The sequence below is a fragment of the Clostridium thermarum genome, assembly GCF_006351925.1.
Lineage (GTDB): Bacteria > Bacillota > Clostridia > Clostridiales > Clostridiaceae > Clostridium_AU > Clostridium_AU thermarum.
Map to the genome: position 1 here is coordinate 2,495,216 of NZ_CP040924.1, position 26,835 is coordinate 2,522,050.

The 26,835-nt window shown below is 35.8% G+C and carries 24 protein-coding genes and 1 pseudogene; 6 read left to right on the forward strand and 19 right to left on the reverse strand.

Annotated elements, in window-relative coordinates; all coding sequences use genetic code 11:
• Window position 1: 1 nt before the first annotated feature.
• Window positions 2-529, reverse strand: a complete 528-nt coding sequence (lepB, locus tag FHY60_RS11200) for a signal peptidase I (protein WP_139905117.1) — start codon at window positions 527-529, stop codon at window positions 2-4.
• A 208-nt stretch (window positions 530-737) separates the two neighbouring features.
• On the opposite strand from lepB, the gene rpe reads away from it, so the two are divergent.
• Complete coding sequence (rpe, locus tag FHY60_RS11205; RefSeq protein ID WP_139905119.1) at window positions 738-1,388, forward strand: ribulose-phosphate 3-epimerase; 651 nt, start codon at window positions 738-740, stop codon at window positions 1,386-1,388.
• Between the two features lie 49 nt (window positions 1,389-1,437).
• On the opposite strand, the gene FHY60_RS11210 is transcribed toward rpe, so the two are convergent.
• Window positions 1,438-4,665 (reverse strand): aminotransferase class I/II-fold pyridoxal phosphate-dependent enzyme, encoded by a 3,228-nt coding sequence (locus FHY60_RS11210; protein WP_139905121.1) that lies wholly within the window; start codon window positions 4,663-4,665, stop codon window positions 1,438-1,440.
• 26 nt (window positions 4,666-4,691) lie between these two features.
• Entirely contained in the window at window positions 4,692-5,570 is an 879-nt protein-coding gene (locus FHY60_RS11215) for an SDR family oxidoreductase (RefSeq protein ID WP_139905122.1), read from the reverse strand.
• A 296-nt stretch (window positions 5,571-5,866) separates the two neighbouring features.
• On the opposite strand from FHY60_RS11215, the pseudogene FHY60_RS11220 reads away from it, so the two are divergent.
• Window positions 5,867-6,535 (forward strand): annotated as a pseudogene (locus FHY60_RS11220) (alkaline phosphatase family protein); the annotation flags it as partial.
• 136 nt (window positions 6,536-6,671) lie between these two features.
• The gene (locus FHY60_RS11225) at window positions 6,672-7,787 is read left to right on the forward strand and encodes an Ldh family oxidoreductase (RefSeq protein WP_243122137.1); all 1,116 of its coding nucleotides are present in this window, start codon (window positions 6,672-6,674) and stop codon (window positions 7,785-7,787) included.
• Between the two features lie 245 nt (window positions 7,788-8,032).
• On the opposite strand, the gene FHY60_RS11230 is transcribed toward FHY60_RS11225, so the two are convergent.
• The 3 genes from FHY60_RS11230 to FHY60_RS11240 all read right to left on the reverse strand — a co-directional run bounded on the left by FHY60_RS11230 (window position 8,033) and on the right by FHY60_RS11240 (window position 10,045).
• Window positions 8,033-8,824, reverse strand: a complete 792-nt coding sequence (locus FHY60_RS11230) for a GNAT family N-acetyltransferase (RefSeq protein ID WP_139905126.1) — start codon at window positions 8,822-8,824, stop codon at window positions 8,033-8,035.
• 10 nt (window positions 8,825-8,834) lie between these two features.
• The gene (locus FHY60_RS11235) at window positions 8,835-9,614 is read right to left on the reverse strand and encodes a DUF2087 domain-containing protein (protein ID WP_139905128.1); all 780 of its coding nucleotides are present in this window, start codon (window positions 9,612-9,614) and stop codon (window positions 8,835-8,837) included.
• A 221-nt stretch (window positions 9,615-9,835) separates the two neighbouring features.
• Window positions 9,836-10,045, reverse strand: a complete 210-nt coding sequence (locus tag FHY60_RS11240) for a hypothetical protein (RefSeq protein WP_139905130.1) — start codon at window positions 10,043-10,045, stop codon at window positions 9,836-9,838.
• 168 nt (window positions 10,046-10,213) lie between these two features.
• Between FHY60_RS11240 and FHY60_RS17945 the strand changes: the two genes are divergently transcribed.
• The gene (locus tag FHY60_RS17945; protein ID WP_180375398.1) at window positions 10,214-10,387 is read left to right on the forward strand and encodes a hypothetical protein; all 174 of its coding nucleotides are present in this window, start codon (window positions 10,214-10,216) and stop codon (window positions 10,385-10,387) included.
• Between the two features lie 199 nt (window positions 10,388-10,586).
• On the opposite strand, the gene FHY60_RS11245 is transcribed toward FHY60_RS17945, so the two are convergent.
• Window positions 10,587-10,724 carry a DUF4886 domain-containing protein gene (locus FHY60_RS11245; RefSeq protein ID WP_139905132.1) on the reverse strand — a complete coding sequence of 46 codons (138 nt, stop codon included), beginning with the start codon at window positions 10,722-10,724 and terminating at the stop codon, window positions 10,587-10,589.
• A gap of 183 nt (window positions 10,725-10,907) precedes the next feature.
• On the opposite strand from FHY60_RS11245, the gene FHY60_RS11250 reads away from it, so the two are divergent.
• The gene (locus tag FHY60_RS11250; protein ID WP_139905134.1) at window positions 10,908-12,194 is read left to right on the forward strand and encodes a glycoside hydrolase family 18 protein; all 1,287 of its coding nucleotides are present in this window, start codon (window positions 10,908-10,910) and stop codon (window positions 12,192-12,194) included.
• A 114-nt stretch (window positions 12,195-12,308) separates the two neighbouring features.
• Here the strand turns inward: FHY60_RS11250 and FHY60_RS11255 are convergent, their stop codons facing one another.
• From FHY60_RS11255 to FHY60_RS17950, 12 genes are all read right to left on the reverse strand, one after another.
• Window positions 12,309-13,721, reverse strand: coding sequence for a DUF4340 domain-containing protein (locus FHY60_RS11255; protein WP_139905136.1), 1,413 nt, complete (start codon window positions 13,719-13,721; stop codon window positions 12,309-12,311).
• Entirely contained in the window at window positions 13,708-15,162 is a 1,455-nt protein-coding gene (locus tag FHY60_RS11260; RefSeq protein WP_139905138.1) for a GldG family protein, read from the reverse strand. The genes FHY60_RS11255 and FHY60_RS11260 overlap by 14 nt, the downstream gene beginning before the upstream one ends.
• Window positions 15,162-16,025: an ABC transporter permease gene (locus tag FHY60_RS11265; protein ID WP_139905140.1), complete on the reverse strand. Its 864-nt coding sequence runs from the start codon at window positions 16,023-16,025 to the stop codon at window positions 15,162-15,164. Before FHY60_RS11265 ends, FHY60_RS11260 begins: the two co-directional genes overlap by 1 nt.
• Complete coding sequence (locus FHY60_RS11270) at window positions 16,022-17,029, reverse strand: ABC transporter ATP-binding protein (RefSeq protein ID WP_139905141.1); 1,008 nt, start codon at window positions 17,027-17,029, stop codon at window positions 16,022-16,024. Before FHY60_RS11270 ends, FHY60_RS11265 begins: the two co-directional genes overlap by 4 nt.
• Window positions 17,030-17,173: 144 nt before the next feature.
• Complete coding sequence (locus tag FHY60_RS11275) at window positions 17,174-18,382, reverse strand: sensor histidine kinase (protein WP_139905143.1); 1,209 nt, start codon at window positions 18,380-18,382, stop codon at window positions 17,174-17,176.
• On the reverse strand, window positions 18,375-19,052 hold the full coding sequence (locus FHY60_RS11280; protein ID WP_139905145.1) for a response regulator transcription factor: 678 nt from the start codon (window positions 19,050-19,052) through the stop codon (window positions 18,375-18,377). Before FHY60_RS11280 ends, FHY60_RS11275 begins: the two co-directional genes overlap by 8 nt.
• A 141-nt stretch (window positions 19,053-19,193) precedes the next feature.
• Window positions 19,194-20,030: a sugar phosphate isomerase/epimerase family protein gene (locus FHY60_RS11285; RefSeq protein ID WP_139905147.1), complete on the reverse strand. Its 837-nt coding sequence runs from the start codon at window positions 20,028-20,030 to the stop codon at window positions 19,194-19,196.
• Window positions 20,031-20,066: 36 nt separating this feature from the next.
• Entirely contained in the window at window positions 20,067-20,972 is a 906-nt protein-coding gene (locus tag FHY60_RS11290) for an alpha-hydroxy acid oxidase (protein WP_139905149.1), read from the reverse strand.
• Window positions 20,973-21,056: 84 nt separating this feature from the next.
• A complete protein-coding gene (locus FHY60_RS11295; protein WP_139905150.1) occupies window positions 21,057-21,884 on the reverse strand; it encodes an exodeoxyribonuclease III in 828 nt (275 codons plus the stop codon).
• 304 nt (window positions 21,885-22,188) lie between these two features.
• A complete protein-coding gene (locus FHY60_RS11300) occupies window positions 22,189-23,451 on the reverse strand; it encodes a putative bifunctional diguanylate cyclase/phosphodiesterase (protein ID WP_139905151.1) in 1,263 nt (420 codons plus the stop codon).
• 64 nt (window positions 23,452-23,515) lie between these two features.
• Window positions 23,516-25,249, reverse strand: a complete 1,734-nt coding sequence (locus tag FHY60_RS11305; protein ID WP_139905152.1) for a methyl-accepting chemotaxis protein — start codon at window positions 25,247-25,249, stop codon at window positions 23,516-23,518.
• Between the two features lie 154 nt (window positions 25,250-25,403).
• The gene (locus tag FHY60_RS17950; protein WP_163215744.1) at window positions 25,404-25,577 is read right to left on the reverse strand and encodes a hypothetical protein; all 174 of its coding nucleotides are present in this window, start codon (window positions 25,575-25,577) and stop codon (window positions 25,404-25,406) included.
• A 369-nt stretch (window positions 25,578-25,946) separates the two neighbouring features.
• Here FHY60_RS17950 and FHY60_RS11310 point away from each other — a divergent pair, with 369 nt between their 5' ends.
• Window positions 25,947-26,546: a tyrosine-type recombinase/integrase gene (locus FHY60_RS11310; RefSeq protein WP_139905153.1), complete on the forward strand. Its 600-nt coding sequence runs from the start codon at window positions 25,947-25,949 to the stop codon at window positions 26,544-26,546.
• The last annotated feature ends 289 nt before the right edge of the window (window positions 26,547-26,835 follow it).

Consider the following 26,835-nt stretch of genomic DNA (forward strand, 5'->3'; position numbering starts at 1 on the left):
GTTACTTTAATATTCTAAATCTATTAAAGGGGAATACCGTGACTCTTGCCTTTCCCTTTATATTGTCCTTATGTATGTACTTATTTTGCCAGAACCTTGCATCCTTAGAATTGGCTCTGTTATCTCCTAAGAATAGATAGTGATCTTCCGGTACTTCAAAACTTCCCATCATATCGCTCTGATTAACAACATAGGGCTCCTCATACTTTTCACCGTTGATATATACGGTTCCTGTGTCATCAATTTCCACCTTTTCACCGGGTAAGCCTATCACTCTTTTAATAAGCAAGGAGTCTAACTCCTCTGAATAAAAAACGATTATATCGCCTCTTTTTATATTATCTTTATTGTATACCACCGTGGCAAAACAGTTATCACCAACCTCTAAGGTAGGAGACATAGATTCTGAAGGTATATATATTTTAAATACTATGAACTTATTGATTATAAAAGCCAGTACTAATGCCACCAATATTGGGACAAGGAAATCGCTCACAAAACTCTTTTTTTTGCTTTCAGCATTACTCAAATAAAACACCAACTTTCTTTTTCTATATTTACGCTTTAATTAATATTGTCCCCAATTCCCTCTCATATATTTCATATGTTGCTTTGTATTTACAACCTTCACAGTCACATATTTAATTATATATTAAAATACTGTACTGTAAAAGAATAATATACTATAATCTTACTAGAATATTGTATACACTATATTTTATTTGGAGGATTTAGTTATGATTAAACTTGCACCATCCATTTTATCCGCGGACTTTGCAAAGCTTGGAGAACAGGTAGCACTTTTGGAAAAAGCCAAGGTTGACCTGCTTCATATAGATGTAATGGACGGAAACTTTGTGCCCAATATTTCTATAGGCCTGCCGGTTATAAAATCACTAAGACCTTATACTAAGCTGCCTTTTGATGTACATCTTATGATTGAAAAGCCTTCCCGTTACATAGAAGATTTCGCTAAAGCCGGAGCTGACTATATAACAGTTCATCAGGAAAGTGAGATACATATCGACCGCCTAATAGACCTCATTAAGAGCTTCAAGGTCAAGGCCGGTGTTTCTATCAATCCCGCTACGCCGGTTTCTGTTTTGGAGCATTTGCTTCCAAAGGTGGATTTAGTCCTTATTATGAGTGTTAACCCAGGCTTCGGAGGCCAGTCCTTAATCGAGTATACTCTTGATAAAGTAAAGGCCTTAAAGGAAATCAGGGAAAAGCACAACTACAGCTATGAAATAAGTATTGATGGCGGCGTTACCCTTGAAAACTGCCAGAGAATTGCAGCCTGTGGTGCTGATATCCTGGTATCCGGTTCAAGCATTTTTAAGAATAATGCCATTGAGGACAACGTTAAAGAATTTAGAGCCTTAACATAATTATGCAGTGAACATTAAAAGACGGGGACCTTCCCCGTCTTTTCTGTTATTAAACTGCTGCTTCTTCCTCTTCCTTAAACATGTCTATCTTATATTCCTTAGCTATGTCAATCAGCAAATCAAGCGCCCTGATTATCTGATGTTCTTTATGCTCACTGGTTACACAGAATCTAAGTCTTGACTGTCCCTTTGGCACTGCAGGATATACTGCCGGAGGTACAAAGACCCCTCTTTCCAACAGTAAATTGCTTAAAAGGAAGGCATCATTGTCATCTCCTACCATAATAGGTATGATTGCTGTTTTGCCTGCAAGACATGTATCCAACCCTCTCTTATGAGCTTCGGATACAAATATTTCTATGTTTCTGTGCAATCTCTTAACCGCTGAATTATCACGCTCTAAAATTTCAATAGCTTTTAAAGTGGCAGCTGCTGAAGGGGGATTTATTCCAACGGAGAACACAAAGCCCGGAACATTATATTTCAAGTAAGTTATGAGACTCTTCTTTCCTGCCAAATAACCTCCGCAGGTTCCTAAGCCCTTAGAAATTGTACCCATTTTGATATCTATGTCATATGGATCCAGCTTGAAGTATTCGTCTACCCCACCTCCATGCTCACCTATTACACAGGCTGAATGTGCTTCATCTACCATCAAGAAGAAGCCATACTTCTTTTTAAGTCTTACAAATTCAGGAATTGGGGCAATATCTCCATCCATTGAATAAACGCCTTCAACTACAACTAATATCTTTTCATACATGTTTCGAACATTCTTAAGAATACTTTCAAGAGCTGCGAAATCATTATGCGGAAAGGCCTTGGCATCACTTCTTGACAACTGCGTACCCTGAACTATGGAGTTGTGGGATAAGGCATCATAAAGTATAATGTCCCTTTCGTTACAAAAGTTACCTACAAAGGTTACATTTGTGGAGTGGCCTCCTACCAATACAATAGCATCTTCTGCATGTTTCCACTTTGCAATTCGTGCTTCCAATTCTTGATATAGATGCTTCTCCCCTGCAAGGATTCTGCTTCCACTGGCGGAAGTACCGTACTTTTCCGCTGCCTCCTTTGCAGCCTGAACAGTTTCAGGGTGACCTGACATTCCAACATAGTTATAAGATCCAAAATTCAAGATTTCTTTTTCTCCGTTAAGCATGGATACATCTCTTATAGTTGAGTCATGGCAGATAAAATATGGATTCCCCACTTTCTCTGCTTCCTTCTGTCTTACAAGGAATTGTTGATACTCCCTGGAATCTTCGAAATTAGTAATGGGTGTTACAGCTCCCCCCTCAGAGTCTGACGTTGATTCCGAGTAGTCTTGTATGCCCATTATTTTCTTTAATATCAATAGAGAAAGATTATTTACATTTGTACAATTATAGTATTCAGAATCCGGTATCACTATATTGAACTTTTCTTCAACCTTAACAAGAAGACTTATACTTGATAGACTGTCTCCGCCTAAGTCATCAATGAAATGAGCATCGTCTTTGACACTTTCCTCGGATAAGTGGAGCACCTCACTGAAGGCTTTTCTTATTTCATCCTTAATATTTTCAAAGTCTTTTTTATATCTTTCCTCTATTTTCATAGTCTTCTTTGAAGCCTCCATCACCTCAAATCCATTACCTTTAAGATCTAGTTCTACCAGGTTGATCTCCTTATTCTCTATAAACTTTTTAAGCTGTCCCCTCTTTACCTTTATTCCGTTTACCACCGGCAGAGGATCGCTGGTTAAATAAGCCTTATTTACCCTCTTCATAACAGGAAGGGTCCCATTTATTCTGTTTATAGAGTTTCTTAACTTATCGTAGTTTTCTTCTGTCAACATGCTTTTCTGCATGCTGAGTACCAAGGTTATATATTCATAATTTTCATCCTTTTTAGTTCCCAGCACTGACAATTGATTATGAAAGGGAAGCTTGTCGAAATAATCCTCCAATTCGTCAGGATATACATTTTCTCCGGACTCGTTCACTATGATGTCCTTTACCCTACCTTCAATCCAAAGCCTGTCACCCTTTATTCTACCGATATCTCCGGTACTAAACCATCCTTGTTCATCAAGCTCTGCCGGTATATGTTTACCATCTATAAGCCTTCCGCTGTGTATTGCTTTACCTCTTACAAAAAGCTCACCAACATTGTCCTTACCCTCAACCTTATACTCAACGTATTCCAAAGCGGTACCCACTGAGCCATTGAGTCTCTTGCTTAGACTTTCGCTTGATTCGCAGGAGGTTATACCAACTTCTGTCATGCCAAAGCCGCTGGTTAGGTAATAACCAATACCATTAATCAATTTTAAGGTTTCATAGGGTATATGGCTGCCGCCGCTGATTATGCACTTTATCTGAGGTCCCATCAAATTGTTCAGTGCACTCTTGAACATCTTCTGAGCCACCGATAGTCCAAATTTAGCATTGATTCTTTGAAGCAGAATGCTTGTGTTGAGCATTGTCTTAAACAACAGCTGCTTTCCAAAGGAAGCCTGCTCTACTTTTCTTAACACTGATTTTGCTATATTATTTGGCAGCAGTGGCACTGTAGTTATATGAGTAACTCCATGTTTCCTGCAGGCTTGCAGAATAGTTTCCGGTGACCTATCCTTTATGTAAACTAACGTAGCCCCATGAAAGCAATACCATATATATGATGCCATAAAGCCAAATATATGATGAAGGGGCAAAAAAGCCAGTATCTTATCTCCAGGCTTGGGTGCTATACGTTCACTCTCTATTATAAATCTCTCAGTATTACACACTTGATAGCAAACAGACTCGCCGGTATAATAATATACTTTGCTGGAGGAAGTAGTTCCGGATGTACAAAGAGCGAACTCTTTGTCCCAATTAGGTTTAAAGTCAGTATCTTCCTCATCAGCTTCTATTTTTTCTGTAATAATCATCTTAGCATCAGCCTGCTTTACTAAGTATGAAGTCATCTCATCATTCAAAGAGGCATCTATCAATAAAGGCTTGTAGCCGGTCATCAAAATAGCCCAAAACATAATAGGCCACCAAGGAGAATTTGCCATCTTTAGGGCTATATAAGAACCTTTATTTATTTCTGAGGTTAGCTTTTCCAGCTTACCAGCGGTTTTATAAATTTTATTTTTATAATCAGTATAAGTCCATTTAATAATTTTATCTTCTTCAATAAATTCACAAGCAGCACCTTGATTGCTCATCATGATCTCAAAAATACTTTTAAAATCCATAGAGGACTTTTTCAGAGCATCAAGATTTTTAACTGAATCTCTCATAATTTTTCATCTCCATATAATAATCTTTATAGATTAAACCTTTTATCTACTCTTTCCAGTTCATCATTTGTTTTTATACCTTTACCCATATAATAATTAATTATTATCTTTTCAAAGACCCTACCCGGCAAGAACTTTTTAACCAGTACAGAAAGCTTTTGCTCAAAGTTTCCCACCACATATCTGAGTTTGGGATTTGAGGTATGTATAATCTTATTTATAAGCTTACCTATAATTTCCGGATTACATCCATTAATTTCGTCACTTTCAAAGACAGAAACAGTCTTCAAAAAATCTTCATAATAACAGGATTTTTTGCTGGTAGCTGCAGAAAATTTTCTTCTGCTTGTAAATCCAGTTTTAAAATCCCCCGGCTCAAGGATACATACTTTTATTCCAAATCTTCTCACTTCCTTGCTAAGTGCTTCGCTGTACCCTTCTACCGCAAACTTTGTACTGCTGTATACCCCTTGATAAGGCAGGCCTATTACTCCCCCAATAGAAGAGCTGTTAATGATAATTCCTGTACCTAGCTTTCTCATATGCGGCAGCACTTCATTTATAACTCTCACCATGCCAAAGAAGTTAGTCTCAAAAAGTTCTTTAATTTCTTCAACATTTGTATCTTCCAGTGCCCCTGAAATTCCTGACCCAGCATTATTAAATAACACATCTATCCTTCCCTCTCTATCCATCACCCCCTTCACCGCAGCTTTAACTGAAGCCTCATCAGTCAAGTCCATTGTTATCATCCTTATGTTCCACTTGTCCATATCTTTATCTATTTTTGGACTCCTGCTTGTTCCGTACACTATTGCCCCCTCTTTTGCAAGATACAGCGCAGTAGCTTTACCGATGCCTGAGGAGGCCCCGGTGATGAAAATCACCTTTCTGGTCTTATCCATACATCAACGCCCCTCTAAATATTTTAATAAAACCTATTATACTAAATAATTAGATACTTTATATATTTTTTTGAATATTCAAATATCTTTTTTTACTTCCAATCATTATATTATACAGCATTTCCTTGTAATAATTCTATGCTTTTTTTATTTTGATATGCTTCACTATTAAAGTGTAATTGTGGCGCCAAAATGATAAAAGTTGCGAACCGTCCCTCTCTATATAAAATTATGTTATTATGATAGAATATAATCAAAACGTATACATTTTTATAAATACCATAGGAGCTGATAATTTGTTCGAAATTCCACAGCTTTTAATAGTTATCTCCTTTGATGCATTGTCAACCCTGGACTTTGAAACAATAAACAGCCTGCCAAACTTTAGTCAATTTTTAAGAAATTCCTCTTATTGCAAAAGAGTTAAATCTATATATCCCTCTCTCACCTATCCAGCACTTGCAACAATAGTAACAGGGAAATATCCTAAAAATCATGGTGTAATAAACAATACCCTGCTGCAGCCGGGAAGGGACAAACCCGATTGGTATTGGTACAGAAAGTACATAAGTAGACCTACCCTATATGATAAAGCTATTGATAAGGGTTTAAAAGTAGCAGCACTATTATGGCCTGTTACCGGACGTTCCCGCATACAATATAGTATGCCAGAAATATTTGCAAACCGTCCTTGGACCAATCAGATAATTGTTTCCATACTCAGCGGCAGTCCTTGGTATCAGTTTATCTTAAATCAGAAGTTGGGACACCTTAGAAGAGGCTTTCAGGAACCATACTTAGATGATTTCGTTCATGAAAATGCTCTTTACACAATAAAGCATTACAGCCCAAATCTCATGCTGATTCACTATACGGACTTGGATTGGCAAAGGCACAAACACGGCTTCTATTCTAAAGAAGCAAAGGAAGCTTTAATCCGTCATGATACAAGACTAGGAGAAATAACAAATAACGGTGTCTTCAGTATAATTTTATTATTCGTACTAGGTGGTCTTATATTAACTAAGGTTCCTGAAAAAAATTCATAGAATTAAATCATCATTTGATACTTATTTAAATTTTAAGGAAGGCGGTGGAGCTTTGGAAGACAGAATTTATTGGATCGATTTTGATACTATGTATAATTTTATGAAGGATGTGTTCATGTCAGCAGGATTACGGGAAGAGGATGCAGCAATTTGCTCTGATGTATTGATTGCCGCAGACAAAAGAGGTATTGATTCCCATGGTATAGGAAGACTTAAGCCTATTTACATCGATAGGATCCGTGAAGGTATTTTGAATCCCATTACCAATATAGAAATAGTGAAGGACAATATGGCCACCTCAGTTATAGATGGCCACGATGGCATGGGTCATGTTATTGCAAATAAGGCCATGAGTATGGCCATAGAAAAGGCTGAGAAATTTGGCCTAGGCATGGTTGCAGTAAGAAATTCTTCACACTACGGAATCGCCGGCTATTATACCTTAATGGCAGCAGAAAAAGGCATGATAGGTATCACCGGTACCAATGCAAGGCCCTCAATTGCTCCAACCTTTGGTGTAGAAAATATGCTGGGTACTAATCCTTTGACCTTTTCAATGCCTACAGACGAAGAGTTTCCCTTCTTCTTAGACTGTGCAACCTCAATTACCCAACGAGGTAAAATAGAAGTATATGACCGTCTGGGAAAAGAACTCCCTGTAGGCTGGATAATAGATGAGCACGGAAATGCCAGAACGGATACCCACCAGGTATTGGAAGACCTAGTAAAGGGAACAGCGGCCTTAGCCCCCTTAGGCGGAATTGGTGAAGAAACCGGCGGCTATAAGGGCTATGGTTATGCCACGGTAGTGGAAATACTGTCAGCAGCCCTCCAGGCGGGAAGCTTCTTAAAGGCATTGAACGGCATCGACGCTGATGGTGCAAAGAGGCCCTATCATCTTGGCCACTTTTTCATAGCTATAAACATTGAACATTTTATTGAACTTGACAAGTTTAAAAAGATTGCCGGAGATATTTTGAGATCCTTGAGAAACTCAAAGAAAGCGCCGGGACAAGATAGAATCTATACCCCCGGCGAGAAAGAATATGAAACATGGCTTTATAGAAAGGATAAAGGAGTGCCGGTAAATTTAGCGCTACAGAAAGACATCTTATCTCTAAAAAAAGAATTCAACCTTCAACAATATGTGTTTCCTTTTGAGGAATAATATAGTTTTCTTACAAAGGGATGTTTCTATAGTGACAAATTAAGAGTGACAAGTTTAGGATATCTTTTCTCAGCAAAGCTGAGATAAGCTTAAAATATAAGAAATTCAGCCAAGCTGAATTTCATCCATAACTTGTCACTTGCCACTTTTCACTTGTCACTGATTCGCAATTTCCTTCTATTCTGCTACTACTTTTTTTATTCAATCATTTTCCACTGTTAAAAGTTCCTTCTGCAAGAATAAGTCTAATATAATTTCATTGTCAGCTTCATTGTAGAAAAAGTGTTAAGCCCATAGTGTTCATCACCATAGATACCTCCAATAGTATTAAACCCTTGTTTCGTCCAAAATCTTAGTGCCTGCCAATTCTTTAAGTGTACTCCAAGCCCAGCTGTATTAAAACCAGCCTCTTTTGACTTCTTTATAAATTCACCAACAACTTCTTCACCATATCCCATTCTTTGGAAGTCCTTGTGAATAAACAAACCTCCTATCCAGATAGTGTTGCTGTTAGGGTAACCCATATAATATTCTAAAAAACCAATAACCTTCCCAGTGTCTTTACTTTTTATGCTTCTAAATTTAATAAATTCTTTACTACCCCCAGGAGGAAGTTCCGGTTCCCTTAAGCACTGTTCAATGTATTCCTCCCTATGCTCAACCCCACAATATTCAATCATATAACCACAAGAAAGATATACTTCCTTAAGGTCTCCAATAACTTCATTATCATAATATTTTAGTGTAGCCCTTGGTGTCTCTATACCTATTGTGGAAAGAAAATCTCCTCTCCAATATTTAGCACCATCCCTAGTTCTGCATATAAGTTTGTTATCTATTAGCTCTCTTCGTAAAATAAAATAATCATTGAAACTATGGTTATCATCAATTATTTTGTTTAACTCTTTTTCAGTATAGAATTTATTATACTGAAAGCTTTTTACTAGATGATTTAATACTGTTATCTTATCCGTACGCTTAGATGGCCAAACCTTTATAATTCCTTTACTATCTAAATAGTTGTGAAGCGTCCCCATACTGCCCCTCCTATTCTTTTATCCAATATTCTTTGCAGTCCTTGGTTCTTTCCATGAAACCATATTCTATGAGGTATCTTCTCAATGTGACAAAGTCATCATATATAGATTTCAAAATATCATTAACCTCCTGTTCAGTATACCTTTTCTTGGGAATAAAAGCCCCTGCTATTTTCTTAAGCACTATTACCTTTTTCTTCTCACGGGCAGGAAACTTTTTGAGTTTTAAGTTCTCCTGTGGTAAAAAGTATATCTTTAAGGTATTTTCTCTTTCTTCCTCAGTAATTGCATATCTATCATCAATCATTGTAGCCCCTGAATGAATCTCAATAAGTTGATTTTTTGTCTCATTTTCAGCATTTTTACCTGAAACCTCCATACTTTCATTCATCAGCTCAATTATAGATAGATATATCTTTGCTTGTTTGGCCTTTTCTCTTAAGGCAAACCTCTGAGTCCTAATTGTTGCAGCACTGTTTCCATGTAATTTTGTAATTTCTTTATCAGAGATACCCTTATAGAAGCTTTCAACCAGCTCTTTTTGGATATCTGTCAGACCGGTATATCTTCTGTCCATGTTAATAAGATACTCAAATACTGATCCATGGTTCTTCCCAATATGCTTTACGATAGCCTTTTTAGCTTCCATAAGCTCATCATCAGCTTGATAAATGTATCCTTCCTCAAAGCTTTCTCCACACATTAGGCATATATATTTCTCTTTGTCTTCCTGATAGGCATACCCCCTTTTGATATCTTCCACACTGCTTTTCCAAAGTAATTCATTCATTATTTCGAACACCTACTTATTATATTTATATATCATATAAACATAATATCTTTTTGTTTATTGAATTTCAATATATTATTTCTAAACTTTTAAAATTTTATTTTGTAAAAAACTTTAGTTTCCGGATTAAACACGATGAGCTTTCCTTTATTAAATTGATAAATAAAAGATGCAGGGCGAAGGACAAAATTCACCTACTGCATCTTAAATGTCAATTTAAATTATTCTTTTCTATATACAAGACGGCTTCCATTATCCTTTTCAATTTTCACATCCGGATATACTCCGTTCAACACTTCTGCTTTAAATCTCTTTCCGTCTTCCGTATGTTCTTCTTCTTCGAAGCTATCCTCCACTACATCCTTATATTCAAAGGGTTTTCCAGAAGGTACTTTTTCCAGCTTTTCCGGGTCTACATGACTTCTTTCCATTAAGTAACACTCCTCCTTATAAAGATATTTCCTTATTATTATTCTTATAAACCTCAAGTATTATGTTGTAATATTTTAGCCCCCATAAAAAATGCAAATATTTATAAGTATATCTTCTAAAACTTGAAGCAAACTAAGTTAGTAAATTACTTTTAAGGAGGGTTCTCTATGCCAAAAGCAAAAGATTATGTTGATCAATGCATTTCAACTGTACAAAACGCAGTTGGCACACTACAACAAGCACTAAACTCTGCAGAAAAACCGGAAAACAAAAATAAAATACAAGGAGCTATTAACGCTCTTAATAACGCTAAGCAGCAATTATCCGGTTATCAGGATTAATCTCTCTATTAAGTATGTTCAAAATGTAAAAACAAAGGAGCTGTGGTATTAGCAATTTAAAATTTGCTAATACCACAGCTCCCTTTGCATAAAAAACAGCTGTTATCAAAGTTTATAGTTGTTACTGTTAGCCACCTCATGAACACATTCCTTGATAACCCTTAAAGCATTCAGATCAACAACTTCACCCGGCGCAAATTCAGTAGAAGGAACATCCACCTATATAGAGATTTACTACTTTTGTGTCAATGCCATCAGCTGCTGCAATTTGATGCAGATAGTGAGTTGCATCTTCAGAAAAACTATTTCCTATGGCCAAAATCTTAACTTGTCCCATCTCCTGAATCTCCTTTTATTATTTTTGCAAAATTTATTTCTCTAACTTGATTTTAAGCAAAGCTTACCAATATTGCAATAAAAAGTCCAAGACATTTTATATACACAGAAACTATACTTAAGTACACTTCTACCCCATCATCATATAATAGTATAGGTAAGTTTGTTTAAAGAAGGAGATACCATGCAGATTCACGTAGTTCAACCTGGACAGACAATACTTCAAATAGCTAGATTATATAACTCCACAATTGCCGCTATCGTAGGAGCCAATGAGTTGGAAAATCCCAATCAATTAGTGGTTGGCCAGACATTGGTAGTACCCATCGTAGGCAGCTTTTATTGGGTTCAACCTGGAGATAGTTTATACACCATTGCCCGAAAATTTGGCTTAAACTATCAGGCTCTCGCACAGGTCAATAGAATTTCAACAACTCAGCCTCTGCAAGTTGGTCAAAGATTGTATATACCACCAACCCCTCGAAGAGAGGCAGAAATAAACGCTTATATTGAACCCTTAGGTGGCACAGTCAGCGCCGAATTGCAGCAATCAGCCAGAAATGCAGCACCACATTTGACATATCTGGCACCCTTTAGCTTTCAGATTCAAAGAGATGGAAGCCTAAAGGCACCCCCATTGGGTAATTTGCCAAACATTGCTAGAGCAAATGGAGCCACACTGATGTTAGTGGTTACAAATCTTGAGGAAGGGCAATTCAGTGCAGAACTTGGAAGAATAATTCTAACAAATGATGAAGTTCAGAACCGTCTGCTGGATAATATCATAGCTGCAGCAGGACAGTATAATTTTAGAGATGTACATTTTGATATGGAGTTTTTGCCTCCAGAATTAAGAGAAAATTATAATAACTTTTTAAGGAAAGCTAAGAGGCGATTATCTGCTGAAGGTTTCCTAATGTCAACGGCCCTGGCGCCTAAAACCAGTGCTACTCAGGCCGGTGAATGGTATGAAGCTCATGACTATAGAGCACATGGAGAAATAGCAGACTTTGTTGTGCTAATGACCTATGAGTGGGGCTATAGCGGTGGCCCACCAATGGCAGTTTCCCCAATTGGACCGGTGAGAGAAGTTGTTGAATATGCTTTGACTGAAATGCCTGCGTCAAAAATAATGATGGGGCAGAATTTGTACGGATATGATTGGACACTTCCTTTTGTACCTGGAGGAGAATATGCCAAAGCTGTAAGTCCTCAGCGGGCCATTGAGATAGCAGCAGAAAATAATGTGGACATCAGTTATGACACCAAGGCTCAGGCCACTTACTTTTATTATACAGATGATCAAGGAAGACAGCATGAAGTATGGTTTGAGGATGCTAGGTCAATTCAAGCTAAATTTGACCTTGTAAAGGAACTTGGCTTACGTGGAGTAAGCTACTGGAAATTAGGACTTCCCTTCCCTCAAAACTGGCTGCTGATAGAAGATAACTTTGAGGTAGTTAAACGATAATATTCCCCCAGTAGGATAGATATTAATTATCCTACTGGGGCTAATTACTTCAAGATCTGTAACGTCAAAATGATGTCTACCATTAATATAATCAACGATAGACATCATTGCACCTTAGTCTAATACAATTGCATGAACAGCCTCAATCAAATCAACCACATTGGATCGCTTGATCAATGATACTGGTTTGCCATCGACCACTGCAAGGCAATTTGTTCCGTCATATCTGTACAAATCAATCTGGATTTTCGAGAAGTTTTCGTTATCCAAATAGAGTGTCAGACTGATTTCCTTCTTTTGCTTCGGTTGTTCATCGGTAAAGCTTTCTGCCTCTAGTGCCTGCAGAGCACTCTTGAGATTAGTAATTGTCAGCTCTTCCTCCTTATAATAGTAAGTACGCTTGTCATCCTTTTTCTCGGTAGTGATGGTATAGTCTGTACCTTCCAAAGAAATATCAATTTTATTTATATCCGCAAAATCTCCGGCAAATACTTCCTTATGTCTTAATGAATTATAAGATGCTGCCATCAAGTTCTTATACTCAGCAGAAGTAATTTTATATACAATCTTTGATTCCCCCACTCTTGCGTATGCAGTAATCTCTTTCTCTTCCGAGCTATTACTGTCTTCTTTTTCAGAGGCCTCGGCAGCTTTCTTTTCTTCCGGATCACGGCTTACATTTAATACATAGGTATCTGAGATTTCTTCACCGTCATCATTCTTTTTAGTATAATTTACAGTTACAGTCAATTCAGGTGCATCCAAGCCATATTTCTTCAGTTCCTCATCTGACACATTATATGTTGTATAGTTAAGCAGACTTAAGCTGCTTATGTTGTACAGATAACTTTTCACTTTTGTAGTATCAAGGGGTAGTTTTTTTCCATCTTGTTGTGCAAAATATACATCATCGTCGTTATAAGTGTTAGTGCTTCCTTCTTCATATACAACATTATAATTTTCAGTTCCTGTAAATTTAATTTCTGTAACCTTATCAAATTGTAGGGTTTCATCATGGTGGATCACATCGCTGAGAGTTGCATCAAAATGATCAAGAGGATCATTTTTTACCAGATAAACATTTCCATCTCCAATGGACACATATCGTTGTGAATCCATGGTGCTGAAATCCCCTAGCTTAACTTCATAAGTCTTTTCATCTGTTGAGAATTTGATGGTACAAGTCGGGTCAGCCAAACCATACTGACCATAGTCCTCTACATCTTCAATAATAAAAGATACCCCGAATTCCTTAAACTGTGCCAAAAGCTCATTGATTTTTTCTTCATCTACAGGAAAGTCCTCATCCTCGTCATAAATCCATTTTTCATCCTTATGGAAGGAAAGGGTATTTGATTCATATTCCCAAGATAGGGTCTTCACAGACTCACTGGGAATCTTTAGAATAATCTCATCGCTGTTTTTAATCTTTTCTTTATGCTCTTCGACCCTTCTCACTATAATTGTTGCAATGCAGGCAACAACTAAAATTCCCAATAATAAATAGATTCTTTTAGACCGTTTCATTTTGCATCCTCCTTCTTCTCAGAACTACACAAATGCCAACAGTCAGATAAAGCAGTGGAAATACACCGATCATTATCACTTTCAACATAGAGGAAGTGGAGTCGCTGATGGTCAAATAGTTATAATCCAGTGACTTACTGCGGATTGCTATTGCTTCACTCTGTCCAATCAATGAAGATACTGCATTCATTCCCAGATCCACGTTAGCTCCGGATGAGTAGGTATTATACATCTCATCTAGGAAGACAGAAGATGCAAACCATACAATCCTGCCGTTGTTGGTGCTTGTAATAGAAACTGCTAAAGTAAACGGTCCATCGATATCTCCTTCTTCTTTCTCATAGTTGCTTATATTGAATCCTGCTGTCTTGCTAAAAGCGGTATCTGAGGTGTTAAGCAGGGCAGTTACTTCTCCAATGCTTGATGTTTCCTTTATTTTAAGCCCTTGAGATATGGGCATGATTGCAAAATACTTTTCTTCAATCAGAGAGTCTGTAATTTCATGGCTGGCAATATCCGGCAGCAGTACATAAGGTGACTGGAATGCATAATGCATTCTGTCTTTCTCAACTACAATACCTTCATAGGTCTCTACCCCATAGACTGAAAGTAGGCTGTACAGATTCTTCAGAATTCCGTCCTTCGTTGGTCCTGCCATTACAAGCAACTTTCCGCCATCTTTCACATAGCCCTCCAACATTTTCTTTTCCTCTTCGGAAATGTCGCTTTCCGGTGCATAGATCATTATGCTATCTGCATCCTCAGGAATGGAATCCACCTTCAACAGAGATAATTTTTTTATCTCAATATTATCTTTTTCAATCTGGTCTTTAAAGCTAGCTGGAAGTTCTGCTTCCCCATGTCCCTCCAGCAGATATAACTGAGGAAATTCTTCACTAACCACATAGTCTATAGCAGAGGTAATAGCCCCTTCTCCGTCAAAGGAGGTTTTTGTGGAATAGGTATAAACATCGTTTTCCTTAAGATAAATATCATCGTAGCTTATAAACCTATTACGGTCTCCGCTTTCTACAACCAGACTATTGTTTTTAACTGTTTCATCCGTATACTGTTTTACAAATGTAGGAAATACATCCGGATTCTTTTTAACTACTTTAATATGGTCAGAAAGACTATCATATTTGCTCAAGAGGTTTTCTATAACATCATCTTCTTTACCGGATTGTACAATCCAATAGATGGTTACATCCTTTTTCAGAGCATTTACCACCACTTTAGTGTTGCTAGTGATGGAATATAGCTTTGAGGAGCTGATGTCATATTTGGTTAGGTTTGTTGGCAAAGAAGAAACAAAAAGATTTGCTACGATCATAATAGCTAACACTACTGCGGTCATGATCAGAGAATAAGATCCACCACGGGAAGCAATTCGATTTTTTTCTGTAAGCCATGAAAACTTTGGAAGTTCTATTTTTTTCATCAGTTATACCTCCTCTTCTCCAGTGACTGCACAGACAGGAACAAAAAGAATACAATAATTGTTATATAATACATGATGGCAGTCATGTCAAAAACCCCATTTACTATAACATTAAACCTTTCAAACAGTGACAGCTTCGCCATAATACTTGGCAACAAGCCTTCAAATTTAGTTGCATCTATGAGGTAAGCAATCATAGTTCCCACTACAGCTAATATGCAAAATCCATAGGCAAGGTTCGAATTTTTTGTCAAGTTTCGGATGACAACCCCTAGGACCAGGATAATTACGCACGTGGCTGCAAGTGCCCCCATAGCTGTAGAGGATACATATTCCGATAGACTGACGCTATAGTAGTTGAGTAAAATTACAGCAATACCAATACCAGCTGCAAATCCCTGATTTTCCGTGAGGGAAGATATAAATATTCCCACTGCAATCAAAGCACTACCCATGATAAAGAAAGCTAAAATAGAGCCGTAGGATGTCAATAGATACACATCACCAAACTTTGAAAAGATTAATGGGTATATGCAGACAATGCATAGTGGAATTAAATAAACCGTCAGCAGGGCAATAAATTTGCCAACAATCACTTCTGTTGTGGTGATTGGCAAGGAATAAAGAAGCTGATCAGTCTTTTGTTTCCTTTCCTCTGAGATTATACGCATTGTTAATATTGGCACGATGACTACAAATATAAGGCTGCCAAAGCTTAGAACAAATTCAAAATTGCTGACTGCTGCCTGTATGTTATAGAGTACTGATCCTATTCCGACAAATGCTAATAGGAATGCTCCAAAAACATATGCTGTCAGCGAATGAAAATAAATTCGCAACTCATGTTTCAAAACCGCTATCATCTGGCAACCTCCTCACTTTCCGTTATTTCCATGTCAGTCTCGCTTCCTAAAGAAGCATTATCTTTGTTATTGTTTTCTGTAAGCTCAATAAATACATCTTCCAGGTTTGCCTTTTTCAATGTCATTTCCAAAAGTACCTTACCCTTTGCAGCAAAAGCTGAAAAAATGGCACCTGAAATATCATAGATATTATCATGATCTGTTCTTATATGAGCAACAGCATATTCTGTATTTCTTTCGTCAAAGCTCATATCGGTAATATGGTTGACATCTGCCAATGTCTCCTTAATTTCTTCTCTAGTAGCATCGGAAGTGATGATTATCTCATTTGGTGTCATCAACAACTTCTCAAGCTTTGATGGCTCATCAAAAGCAACCAGCTTTCCTTTAGAAATTATAAGTACCTGATCACAAATTGCCTGTACTTCTGAAAGAATATGAGAGCTGAATATCACCGTGTGTGTTTTTCCTAGTTCTTTGATCAGATCACGGATCTCGATAATCTGAATTGGATCAAGACCAACGGTTGGTTCGTCAAGAATGATGACTTTTGGGTTTCCAAGAAGGGCCTGAGCAATTCCCACTCTCTGCTTATACCCCTTAGACAGTGCTGAAATACAGCGGTTTTTCACATCTGTAAGTTTTGTCCGCTGTATAACTTCCTCAATCTGTTTCTTAAGCTCTGCTCCCCGTAGTCCTTTTGCTTCACCCACAAATTTTAAATATTCCAAAGGTGTTTCAGACATGTATAATGGGGGCTGCTCCGGAAGATAGCCAATGAGCTTTTTTGCCTTATCAGGTTCTTCAAAAATATCATAGCCGTCAATTCTTACATGCCCTGATGTTGCTGAAAGACATCCTGTCATGATGTTCATAGTTGTTGATTTTCCGGCTCCGTTGGGTCCCAGAAAGCCATATACATGCCCTTCATTGATCTCAAAAGAAAGATCATCAACAGCCGTAAAATCACCATAACATTTTGTTAAATGTTCAACCGATATCATAATTTACCTCCTCCCCTTGCTTCTCTCTTTCGTAAGCATACTGATTATAGCATTGAAAGCTGAAATGAAGCTGAAAACTTTTGCTATTTATAACAAAAGGATGATGTCCGCAGTTATGCGTTCTTCATCCTTTTAATACATGATTTATGAACATGGCAGGTCAACATAAAAACAATTAATGCCGTTTCTACTTTCCACCCAAATCTTACCTCGATGCCGCACTACTATACTCTCAGCAATGGATAGACCTAAGCCAAAGCTGCCATTTCTGCTTCTGGCTTGATCACCTCGGTAGAAGCGTTTGAATATGTTTTGGGCTTCTTCTGGGGAGATACTCTCACCTTCATTTGCAACAACCAGTAAGCAGCGCCCTTTCACATGCTTATTTAAGGTAACCCATGTAGTTCCGGCTTCTTTGGAATATTTCTGAGCATTATCAAGCAGAACATCCATAAGCTGATGGAGCTGAGCCTCTTCACCTGTGACCTTAATGCCATTATCTATCTGTGCTGTCAAGGTCAGTCCTCTCTCGAAAAATACTGGTTCAAAGGGAAGGAGTGCGTTTGATACCAGCTTGCTATAATCCACAATATCTAAAATCTCCTTTGATTCAGCATTATCCGCTCTTGCAAGCTGCAGCATTTTTTCAATTAAGCCACGCATTTGCCGGGACATAGTTAAGATACTGCTTATGAATTTCTGTTTACTTTCCTCATCATATTCCCGGCTCTGTGCGAGTTCTGCATTTGTCATAATAACCGTTAGCGGTGTTTTAAGTTCATGAGAGGCATCAGCCACAAACTGACGTTGCTGTTTCAATGCCAAGTCCACCGGTTTTACGGCCCATTTAGACAGTAAAATGCTTATGCACAAAAACACCAAAAAACTTAATATACCAATAATAAAACTGGTTTTTGTCAGGTTATCCAATGTAGCACGTTCACTAGTAATATCTGAAAATACTAAGTATCGGTTCATCGGTGTATCAAACCGATAATACCTTAGATTATATTCTTCTATAACACCAAACTTTTTAGGAGATGTGAAGGTCACTTCGATAATATTATCTAAGAAATCCTCGTCAGAGAGGTCATAATATCCTCCTCCGGTTGCTACTAACTCCCCCCGCAGTCCTAGCTGAATGGTAAAATAGGGTAACCGTACATCACTCCCTAATGTATTTGGTATCTCTAATTGAAATGGGCGGCTGGCAATGCCTTGCATCATTCTGATACTCTCTGCCTCAAGGTTTGTCCTTGTGAAATGAAAAACTAATCCAAATATAACACACAGCATTATAGTTACTATACTCATATTTATCATAACGAATTTGAAACGCAGATTTTTAATCATGCTCACTTACCTCCAGGTGATACCCTAGCCTTCGTATTGCCTCAATCCGAATATTGGATCCGATACTTGCTAGCTTCTTCCTCAAAAAACCAATATAGACCTCCACATGGTTTTCAACAGCATCGGAGTCATATCCCCAGACTCTGGTAAGAAGCATCTCCTTTGATAGAATTTTTTCTCCGGCCTGAAAAAGTGGGAGCATTATATCAAACTCCTTTGCTGAAAGGCGGACATTGTTCTCACCACATATCAGCATAGCAGAGGAAAGGCCTAATGATGTATTTCCAAATGTAATCTCATCTACCTGGTCACCTTTTCTGCGTAATAATGCATTGATACAGGCCAAAAGTTCTCTGGTGTCAAAAGGCTTGGTCAGGTAATAATCCGCGCCGGAATTCAAACCTGCAATACGATCCTCCAATTCTGATTTTGCGGTCAGCATCAATATGGGTGTACCTAAACGCTTGGCACGAATTCTTCTGGCTATTTCATACCCGTCCATTTTGGGCAGCATCACATCCAGAATCACCAGGTCGTAAATTCCTAATTCTGCATATTCTCTTCCCTCTTCTCCATCGTATGCAACATCAACCTCAAAACCTTTTTTCGTCAGAAATGATTGAATGGAATCAGCCAGTAAGCTTTCATCCTCAATGATTAATATCTTCAAGGTGCTTCACCTCCAATATCCCTATCCTATCATAATACTACATTAAGCTGAATTGAAGCTGAAAACCTTTGATTCCAACACATTCAAGACCTATTTATATTTGCTTGACACATCAACACCATCGTTTCCACATCTCTGGATTTAATCTGTTTTCACACCAGCTAAAGCAGCCTGTTCTCTTACATAAGCCGCAGCCTTCTTATAACTATCAAAATCAGGTAAATGTTCAACAAATAATGTTGTATCCGGCCCCAGCCACTCACATAGCCTAGCAACCTTTTGATAATTTATTATTCCTTTTCCCGGCATGGTTTCATGGATTACTGTTGTATAGGCATTCTCCATGATTACATCCTTTCCATGAATGCTCTTAATATGTGAGCCAAGTTTAGTAAAGCATTCCTCAATGAACTCATCACAGAAGAGATATCTTTTCGGACAATTAATCATATTAACAAAGTCTAGATGTACTCCAAAAGCCTTCCTATCTACATCTTGAATTAATTTAAGATATTCGTCCGGTGAATCCGGTACCATCCAAGGCATAGTCTCTATTGTATAAAAGGTCCGCTTTGGTTTTACAGCGTCAATAATCTCTCTTATAGAATCAACTACCAATGCATAGGTATCCTTTGAGTAATTTTCTCTATAAAAGCCATCCCAAATTTCTCCTCTGCTTCCTGTTATGTTTACACAGCAATTTGCTCCCAGTTCGTCTGCCAATTCCAGTTGGTTTTTGCAATAATCCAGCGCTACTTTTCGTTCATCATCATAAATGGAGATAACATTTTTCCAGACACCAACTTCCCCAATTACCAGATCATGTTCCTTGGCACAATGTAAGTAAGCTTGTCTCTCTTCCTTACTTGCACCATGGTCAATTGGTGCCAAAACCGCCCTGTATCCCAATTCTCTTACTAATTTATACCATTCTTCTGGATTACTATAAGTTTTTTCTATTCCCCCACCAATTCTCAAAGCCATCTCTCCTTCAGCCTATAATTTTAGTTTCAACTACCAACCATTTCTTTGCCAGATTACTGTTGGGTCAATGTTCTTTAAGTCCCGGGAACAAGTTCTTGCCATTACCCCAGCTAACTCTTCAGTCATTTTTATGATCTGATTTTTTACTCCCTCAGAACCATTATTTTTTAATGGCTCCATAATCACTCTGCCAGCAGAAACTGCATCTGCGCCCAAGGCAAGAGCTTTAAATACATCAATTCCACTCATAATACCACAGTCAACGAAGATAGGTATTTGGTGATTGATTACTTTAGCTATTTTGGGTAATATGTATAGCGGAGGCACTGCATAGTTCATAATTCCATGATGATGAGAAACAACTATTCCTTTAGCCCCAGCTTCTAAAGCTTTATAGGCATCTTGCTCACTTAGAACACCTTTTATAATAAAAGGCAATTTCGTAGCTTTTATAAATTCTTTTAGTTCAGTAAGAGACTTAGGTTTCATCTTCTCACCTAAAACAACATCATATTTACCATTTCCTCGAAAAGCATGGTCTACATCCATACCAAGAGCCAAAACCCCACAGCGTTCTGCATGCTCAATTCTCCGGAAAATATAGTCATTATCAGCATATGGTTTAATTATATTTATGGTACGGGCACCAGTAGCCGTTATAGCTGATATTTCGGCTTCGTCACCCATACCTGCCCAGTTAACAGCATTTGCTTCACGGGCACCCTTGGCCATTTCAATCATTCCATTTTCTCGTATATTGTCCAAATGTGACAGAGCCGCCATCATAATAGGCGTATCAAATGTCTCCCCATATAGTTCAAATTTTGTTGAAGGTATAACGGCATCTATATGCCTCATTTCAACTAATAATGAATCAAAGTATTCTCTTGTAATCTGATCTGAGTCCCAGGGTTTACTGCGTTCCATATCTTTCATTTTTGACACTCCTTACTTATAAGTATAATTTCCTTAACCTGTACCTTATCTGTCGGTTTATTAAGCAATCATTTGAAACACTTTTTACAAATCAATTTCAAGTAATATTGGTGTATGATCTTGTCTTGGGCCTGAATCAATCATTTCAGATCTAATGACCTTATCCGCAATGCGATCACTAACTAACCAATAGTCAATTCTCCATCCGGAATTATTAACTTTACTGGTTTTAACACGCTGGGCCCACCAAGTATAGGCCCCTGTTACATCACCGTGAATATATCGAAAAGTATCTGTAAAACCTTTTGCTAAAAGATTTGTGAACCCTTCACGTTCCTCATCAGTAAATCCGGGTGAATTGTGATTGCTGTTAGGATGCGCCAAATCTATTTCCCTATGCGCTACGTTGAAATCCCCTGTTGCAATAACATACTTCTCTTTATCTAAGCTTGCTAGATACTCTGCATATTTTTCATCCCAGATCTGACGTTCTTCCAAACGGTTCAAACCATCCCCTGCGTTAGGTGTATAAACTTGTGTTAAGAAAAATTTATCAAACTCTAATGTGATAATTCGGCCCTCATAGTCCATGGTACCTGGCGCACTAATAGCTGGATAGGTAACAGATGGATTTAAAGTATCCTTATATAAAAACATTGTACCCGCATACCCCTTACGGGCTGGATCGACTGAACTATTCCAAACAATTTTATAATTTGGAAACATCTCCTTCAAAATTTCAAAATGCTTTTTAGAAGGTCCATCACTTGGTAATTTTGTTTCCTGAATGGCAATTACATCCGGATTATATTCTGCAAGCGAACTTAATACATTTTTAGATAATAGAGCCCGTTCTGAACTACTTGTCAGTGCTGCATTTAATGAATCAATATTCCATGAAATAAATTTCATTGATTACCCACCTCGTATAATATACTTATTAAATTTTTCATTTCTTAAAGCTTATATAGTATGAAAGCTGAAATAGGGTTTCTCCCTGGCCCAGAAGCTTTAGCTGATAATATAAGATCCAATTGTAAGGTAAACATCATTTTACAGCATTGGCTACATCACTACACAAAAATGCGAAAATCTGACCAGGCTGTCTTCATAATAATTTCCATTTTTTTGTGTCTACTATATTGACATAGGTCCATTATTTATTTTGCGTAAAAATGTACCCCCACCTATTAATTAGCATAAATCAAATTTTAGATTAAGTATATTTTAAATCGATAATTAAATCCTCCACTCTTTTAGGTTTTGATATAAAATATCCCTGTATATTCTTTATTCCTAATTTTTTTAGTATATCATACTGTTTTTTATTTTCAACCCCTTCTACAACCACTTCTGCTCTTAGTTTTCCTGCAATATAAACTATAGCTTGTATTAAAATTCTCGCTTTTTCGTCTTCTTCAATTTTATCAATTATGAATTTATTTATCTTTATCTCACTAATTGGCAATTGCATCACATTTATTATAGATGAATAACCTGTACCAAAATCATCTAAAGCTATTTTGGCTCCTCTTTCAATAACTTCATTTATTTTATCTTCCTTCAAATTTAATATTTGAGTTTCAGTTAACTCAAAAAATATGTTTTTAATATTTATACCATACTTTTTCATCAAAGTATTGATTTGATAAAAAAAATCATTGTTTCTAAGTTGTATAGGAGATACATTTATATTGAATCTAATATCAAATCCCTTTTTAGTCAAACTATCTATATCTCTAAATATTCTTTTTATAATGTTTAAGCCAAACTTTTCTATAAGCCCTGTTTCTTCTAAGAGTGGAATAAATTCAGAAGGTGGTATTTCACTATATTTATTATTGTTCCATCTTGCAAGTGCTTCAACTGCTTCAATTTTACGACTTTTAACATTATATATTGGTTGATATACAACATAAAATTCCTTATCTTCTTCTACAGCCTTTTTAAGTTCTATTATCAAATCAGCTTTTTTCTTAATTGCATAATCCATATCTTCATTAAAGAAAGTATATCTATTCTTACCCTTTTGTTTTGAATGATACATAGCTATATTGGCTTTTCTAATTATTTCTTCCAAACTTTCTTTCCTTGATGGTATATATATTCCGGCACTGACAGTGGTGTAAATTTCCTTATTATTTATCCTGAAAACTTTATTTGCATCTGACATGATATTCTCTATGCAATTCTGAATATCCTCTTTAGTTTTATTCACAAATATTAATATAAATTCATCTCCGCCAAACCTAAAAACCATAGAATTATCATCCAGGGAATTTATTAATTTTTTACTTATGTATATTAACACTTCATCTCCTATTATATGACCGTAAGCGTCATTAATAAGTTTTAAATTATCTATATCCAGAAAAACCAAAGCAATCTCTTTGTTTTTATTCTCTTTGTAATATTTATTTAAATATCTTCTATCAGGCTGTTCCATTAATTTAACGTAATGATAATTTTTGTCATACATAAAACCCTCTCCATTTAGGAAAGCAATAAGATAACTCACCTCTTATTGCTTTTTACTATTTATTTTAAAATTTAAATTTATTAGCTGCATTTGACAGTTCTAATGCAATTGCTGTTAAATTTTGAGATACTGAAGCCACTTCCTCCGAAGATGCTGAAAGTTCCTGTGATGATGCCGCAGTTTCTTCTGTAGCCGCAGTATTTTCTTCAACAACTGCACTTATTGTTTCAACTCTTTGTAAAACTATTTCTTTTGATTTTACTATCTCATCCATACCTGTATAGGTTTTATCCATGAGGGGTGCTATATTTTCAATTGATTCTAATATATCTTCAAAGGAATCAACGGTATTTTCGACTGCACTGATCTGTGTTTTAATCAATTCCTCTACTTCATTGGATGTTTTTATAACATCTTCAGTATCAGCTTGAATGGATGATACCAATTCAATGATTTCCGAGGTTGATTTTTTAGATTCTTCAGCAAGTTTTCTAACTTCTTCCGCAACTACTGCAAAGCCTCTCCCTGCCTCGCCTGCTCTTGCTGCTTCTATGGCTGCATTTAAAGCAAGTAAGTCAGTCTGTTCTGAAATTGCTGTTATTACATTATTTACATTACCTATTTGCTTAACTGAGGCTGTAAGGTTTTTTACTTTAGAAATTACTATTTCAAAAGCATTTTTAATTTCTCTTACAGACTTCACAAGTTTGTCCATTTCATGTTTTCCTATATTAGACTTATTTGTTGTATTATCTGTTTCAATTTTTACATTTTCTAATTCTTTATATACATTTTCAATACTTGCTGTTAAGTCAGCTATTAAATTTACTATATCCTGTAAATCGTTAGCTTGAGAAGCTGCTCCATTAGCTACTTCTTCCATTGTTTTAGCAAGTTCCTGTGAAGAAGATGACATTTCCTCTGAGACAGCGGATAAATTTTCAGAACTTGAAGTAACAGTTTCTGCATTATTTTTAATTTCTTTTAATGCCTCTTTTAGATTTTCAATTACAATTTTTAAAGATCTATTTATCTGGCCAAACTCATTTTTACCTTCTGCTTCTAATTCTACTGTAAAATCATAATTAGATAACTTTTCAGTCACATCGTTAATTTGCTTCATGGATTTTTTTAATAATCTTGTTAAAATTGAAGATAATAGTATTGTTATCACTGCTATAAAACCAAAAATAGCAATAAATACGTTCTTTGAATTTGAATAAACTGAATTTGCTCTATTAGTTGCTTCACTTGATGTTTTTGCATTTAACTGTACTAAAGAATCTATACCTTTTTGACTGTTATATGCTAGTTCCCTTAACTTGTCTATTTCTTCCTGAGTAATTGGTGTATTTGTTTTAAGTTTTCCTATCAAAGTATTACTATTTTCCATATATGCACTATAACTTTGTTCTATATTACCAAATAACTGCTTTTGTTCATCACTCATATTTGAATTTTTATATTTTTCAAAAATTTTTGCTAAATTTTCTTTTTTAGCAATTATATTATTTTCAGTTTTTAAATCATATTTTTGTGAATAAACCATTTGTGTCATTGAAAGTCTTATGGTATAAAGCTCTGTTTCTATTTTTTTTAATTCAAGAGAAGGAATCATCCTGTCATTATAAAGGTTATTCATATCATTGCTCAAGGCTTTCATATTCGTTAAAGATAAGTATAAAATAATGCTTAATGAAATAATTATAAATCCAGTCAAACTAATAAACAAAGAATTTACCTTTACATTTTTAATAAAATTTCTGCTGTTTTTTTGAATAAAATTGTCCTTTGTCATTTTTAGGTTTCTCCCTTCATATTTCAATTTTTGGATGTACCATATTTTAAAATTAGTTAATAATAAATTTATCTTCTTCCTATGTATTTTTTAATTTTTTGTTACAATACTAACCCACTATCCATATATCACCCGCTTCATAAAATATTTTATATTAGTATTTTTCTGTTTGTGTTTTTAAATATTTAACTATAAGCATGTCCAATATTTCGCTGACTTGCTGAATTTCTTCTTTATCAACATTTTTATCCATTTTTTCATACAATAACTCTTTCATTATCTGAATTTTCAAATCTAAGTCACTTATATTGATTAAAGTATCTTCCACATTTTCCTCCTAAATTCTTCTAAATTCTACTTTTAAAAATTAAAATATATTTATTATATTCCCTCCTTTATTTGTGTTTTTAGGAAATATTTACACACAATTAGCTTTTGTTTTTATTTTTTTGACTTTATAAACTTGCCATTATATTATAAATTAGACGTAATGAATATTTTGTACAGTTAAAACTGTACTTAAAATATTTAAAAGCTTCTATTTTTACACAAATCGAAATTTGTCATTTTATTATTTGCATATTTTTACATTATATTACATAATATCATGAAATATTTGCATAATCTTCAATTTATATTATAATTAAACTGTACAAAATATTCATATTGTCTAATTTTTTGTGGAGGTGATGTCCTTATGGTGAAAAAGTCTAGCTACAAAATTAAATATTTAACACAAAATGAAGCTAAATCACTGTTTAATGCTATCGAAAATTCTAATGCAATTCATTCTCTTCGTGACTTGGCTATATTTAGATTAGCTTATAGATGTGGTCTTAGAGCTTCAGAGATACCTCTGTTAAAATTAGAGGACTATAATCTTTTGAAAGGTGAAATATATTGTAAAAGATTAAAGGGAAGTAACAATAATACCCTTCGTCTTGACGAAAAAACAAAAAATATTTTAAATAAATATATTAAAGAAAATAACATAACCACCAGTTCCCAGATACTATTTACTAGTCAGAAAAATAATCCAATATCAAGACAAACATTAGATTATTTAATGAAAAAATATTGTTCAATAGCAAAAATTGAAGATAAATCAAAACATCATTTTCATGCTTTAAAGCATACTACTGCTGTTCATCTGGCAGAATGTGATATGGACATTAAAGAATTACAATGGTGGTTAGGACATAAATCTGTTTCAAATACTGAAATATATTTTCAATTTACAACAAAGCAGCAAGAAAAATTATATGCCAAACTTGAAGGTAAATCAGAAATTGTCTAAAAAAGTTTTTTCTTTGCTGGTTACATATATTTTTGTATGCAACCAGCTTATTTTTATATTGCCGTTACTCTCGTAAAGTTATCACAGGAGGAAATATATTGTTCAGGCCTATCTTCAAAAATTATACTTAGTTGTACCAGTGTCCCTGACATGTTCTGACCTGACTAAGTCCATTTGTTAATGATTTTCTCTGTAGCTAGATATAGCATCTTTCCAAGCCAGTGATATGTTGGGTATGGTGTCCTTACCTTGGTGAATTTTCTTAGTTGTCTATTAAAGCCTTCCAGAG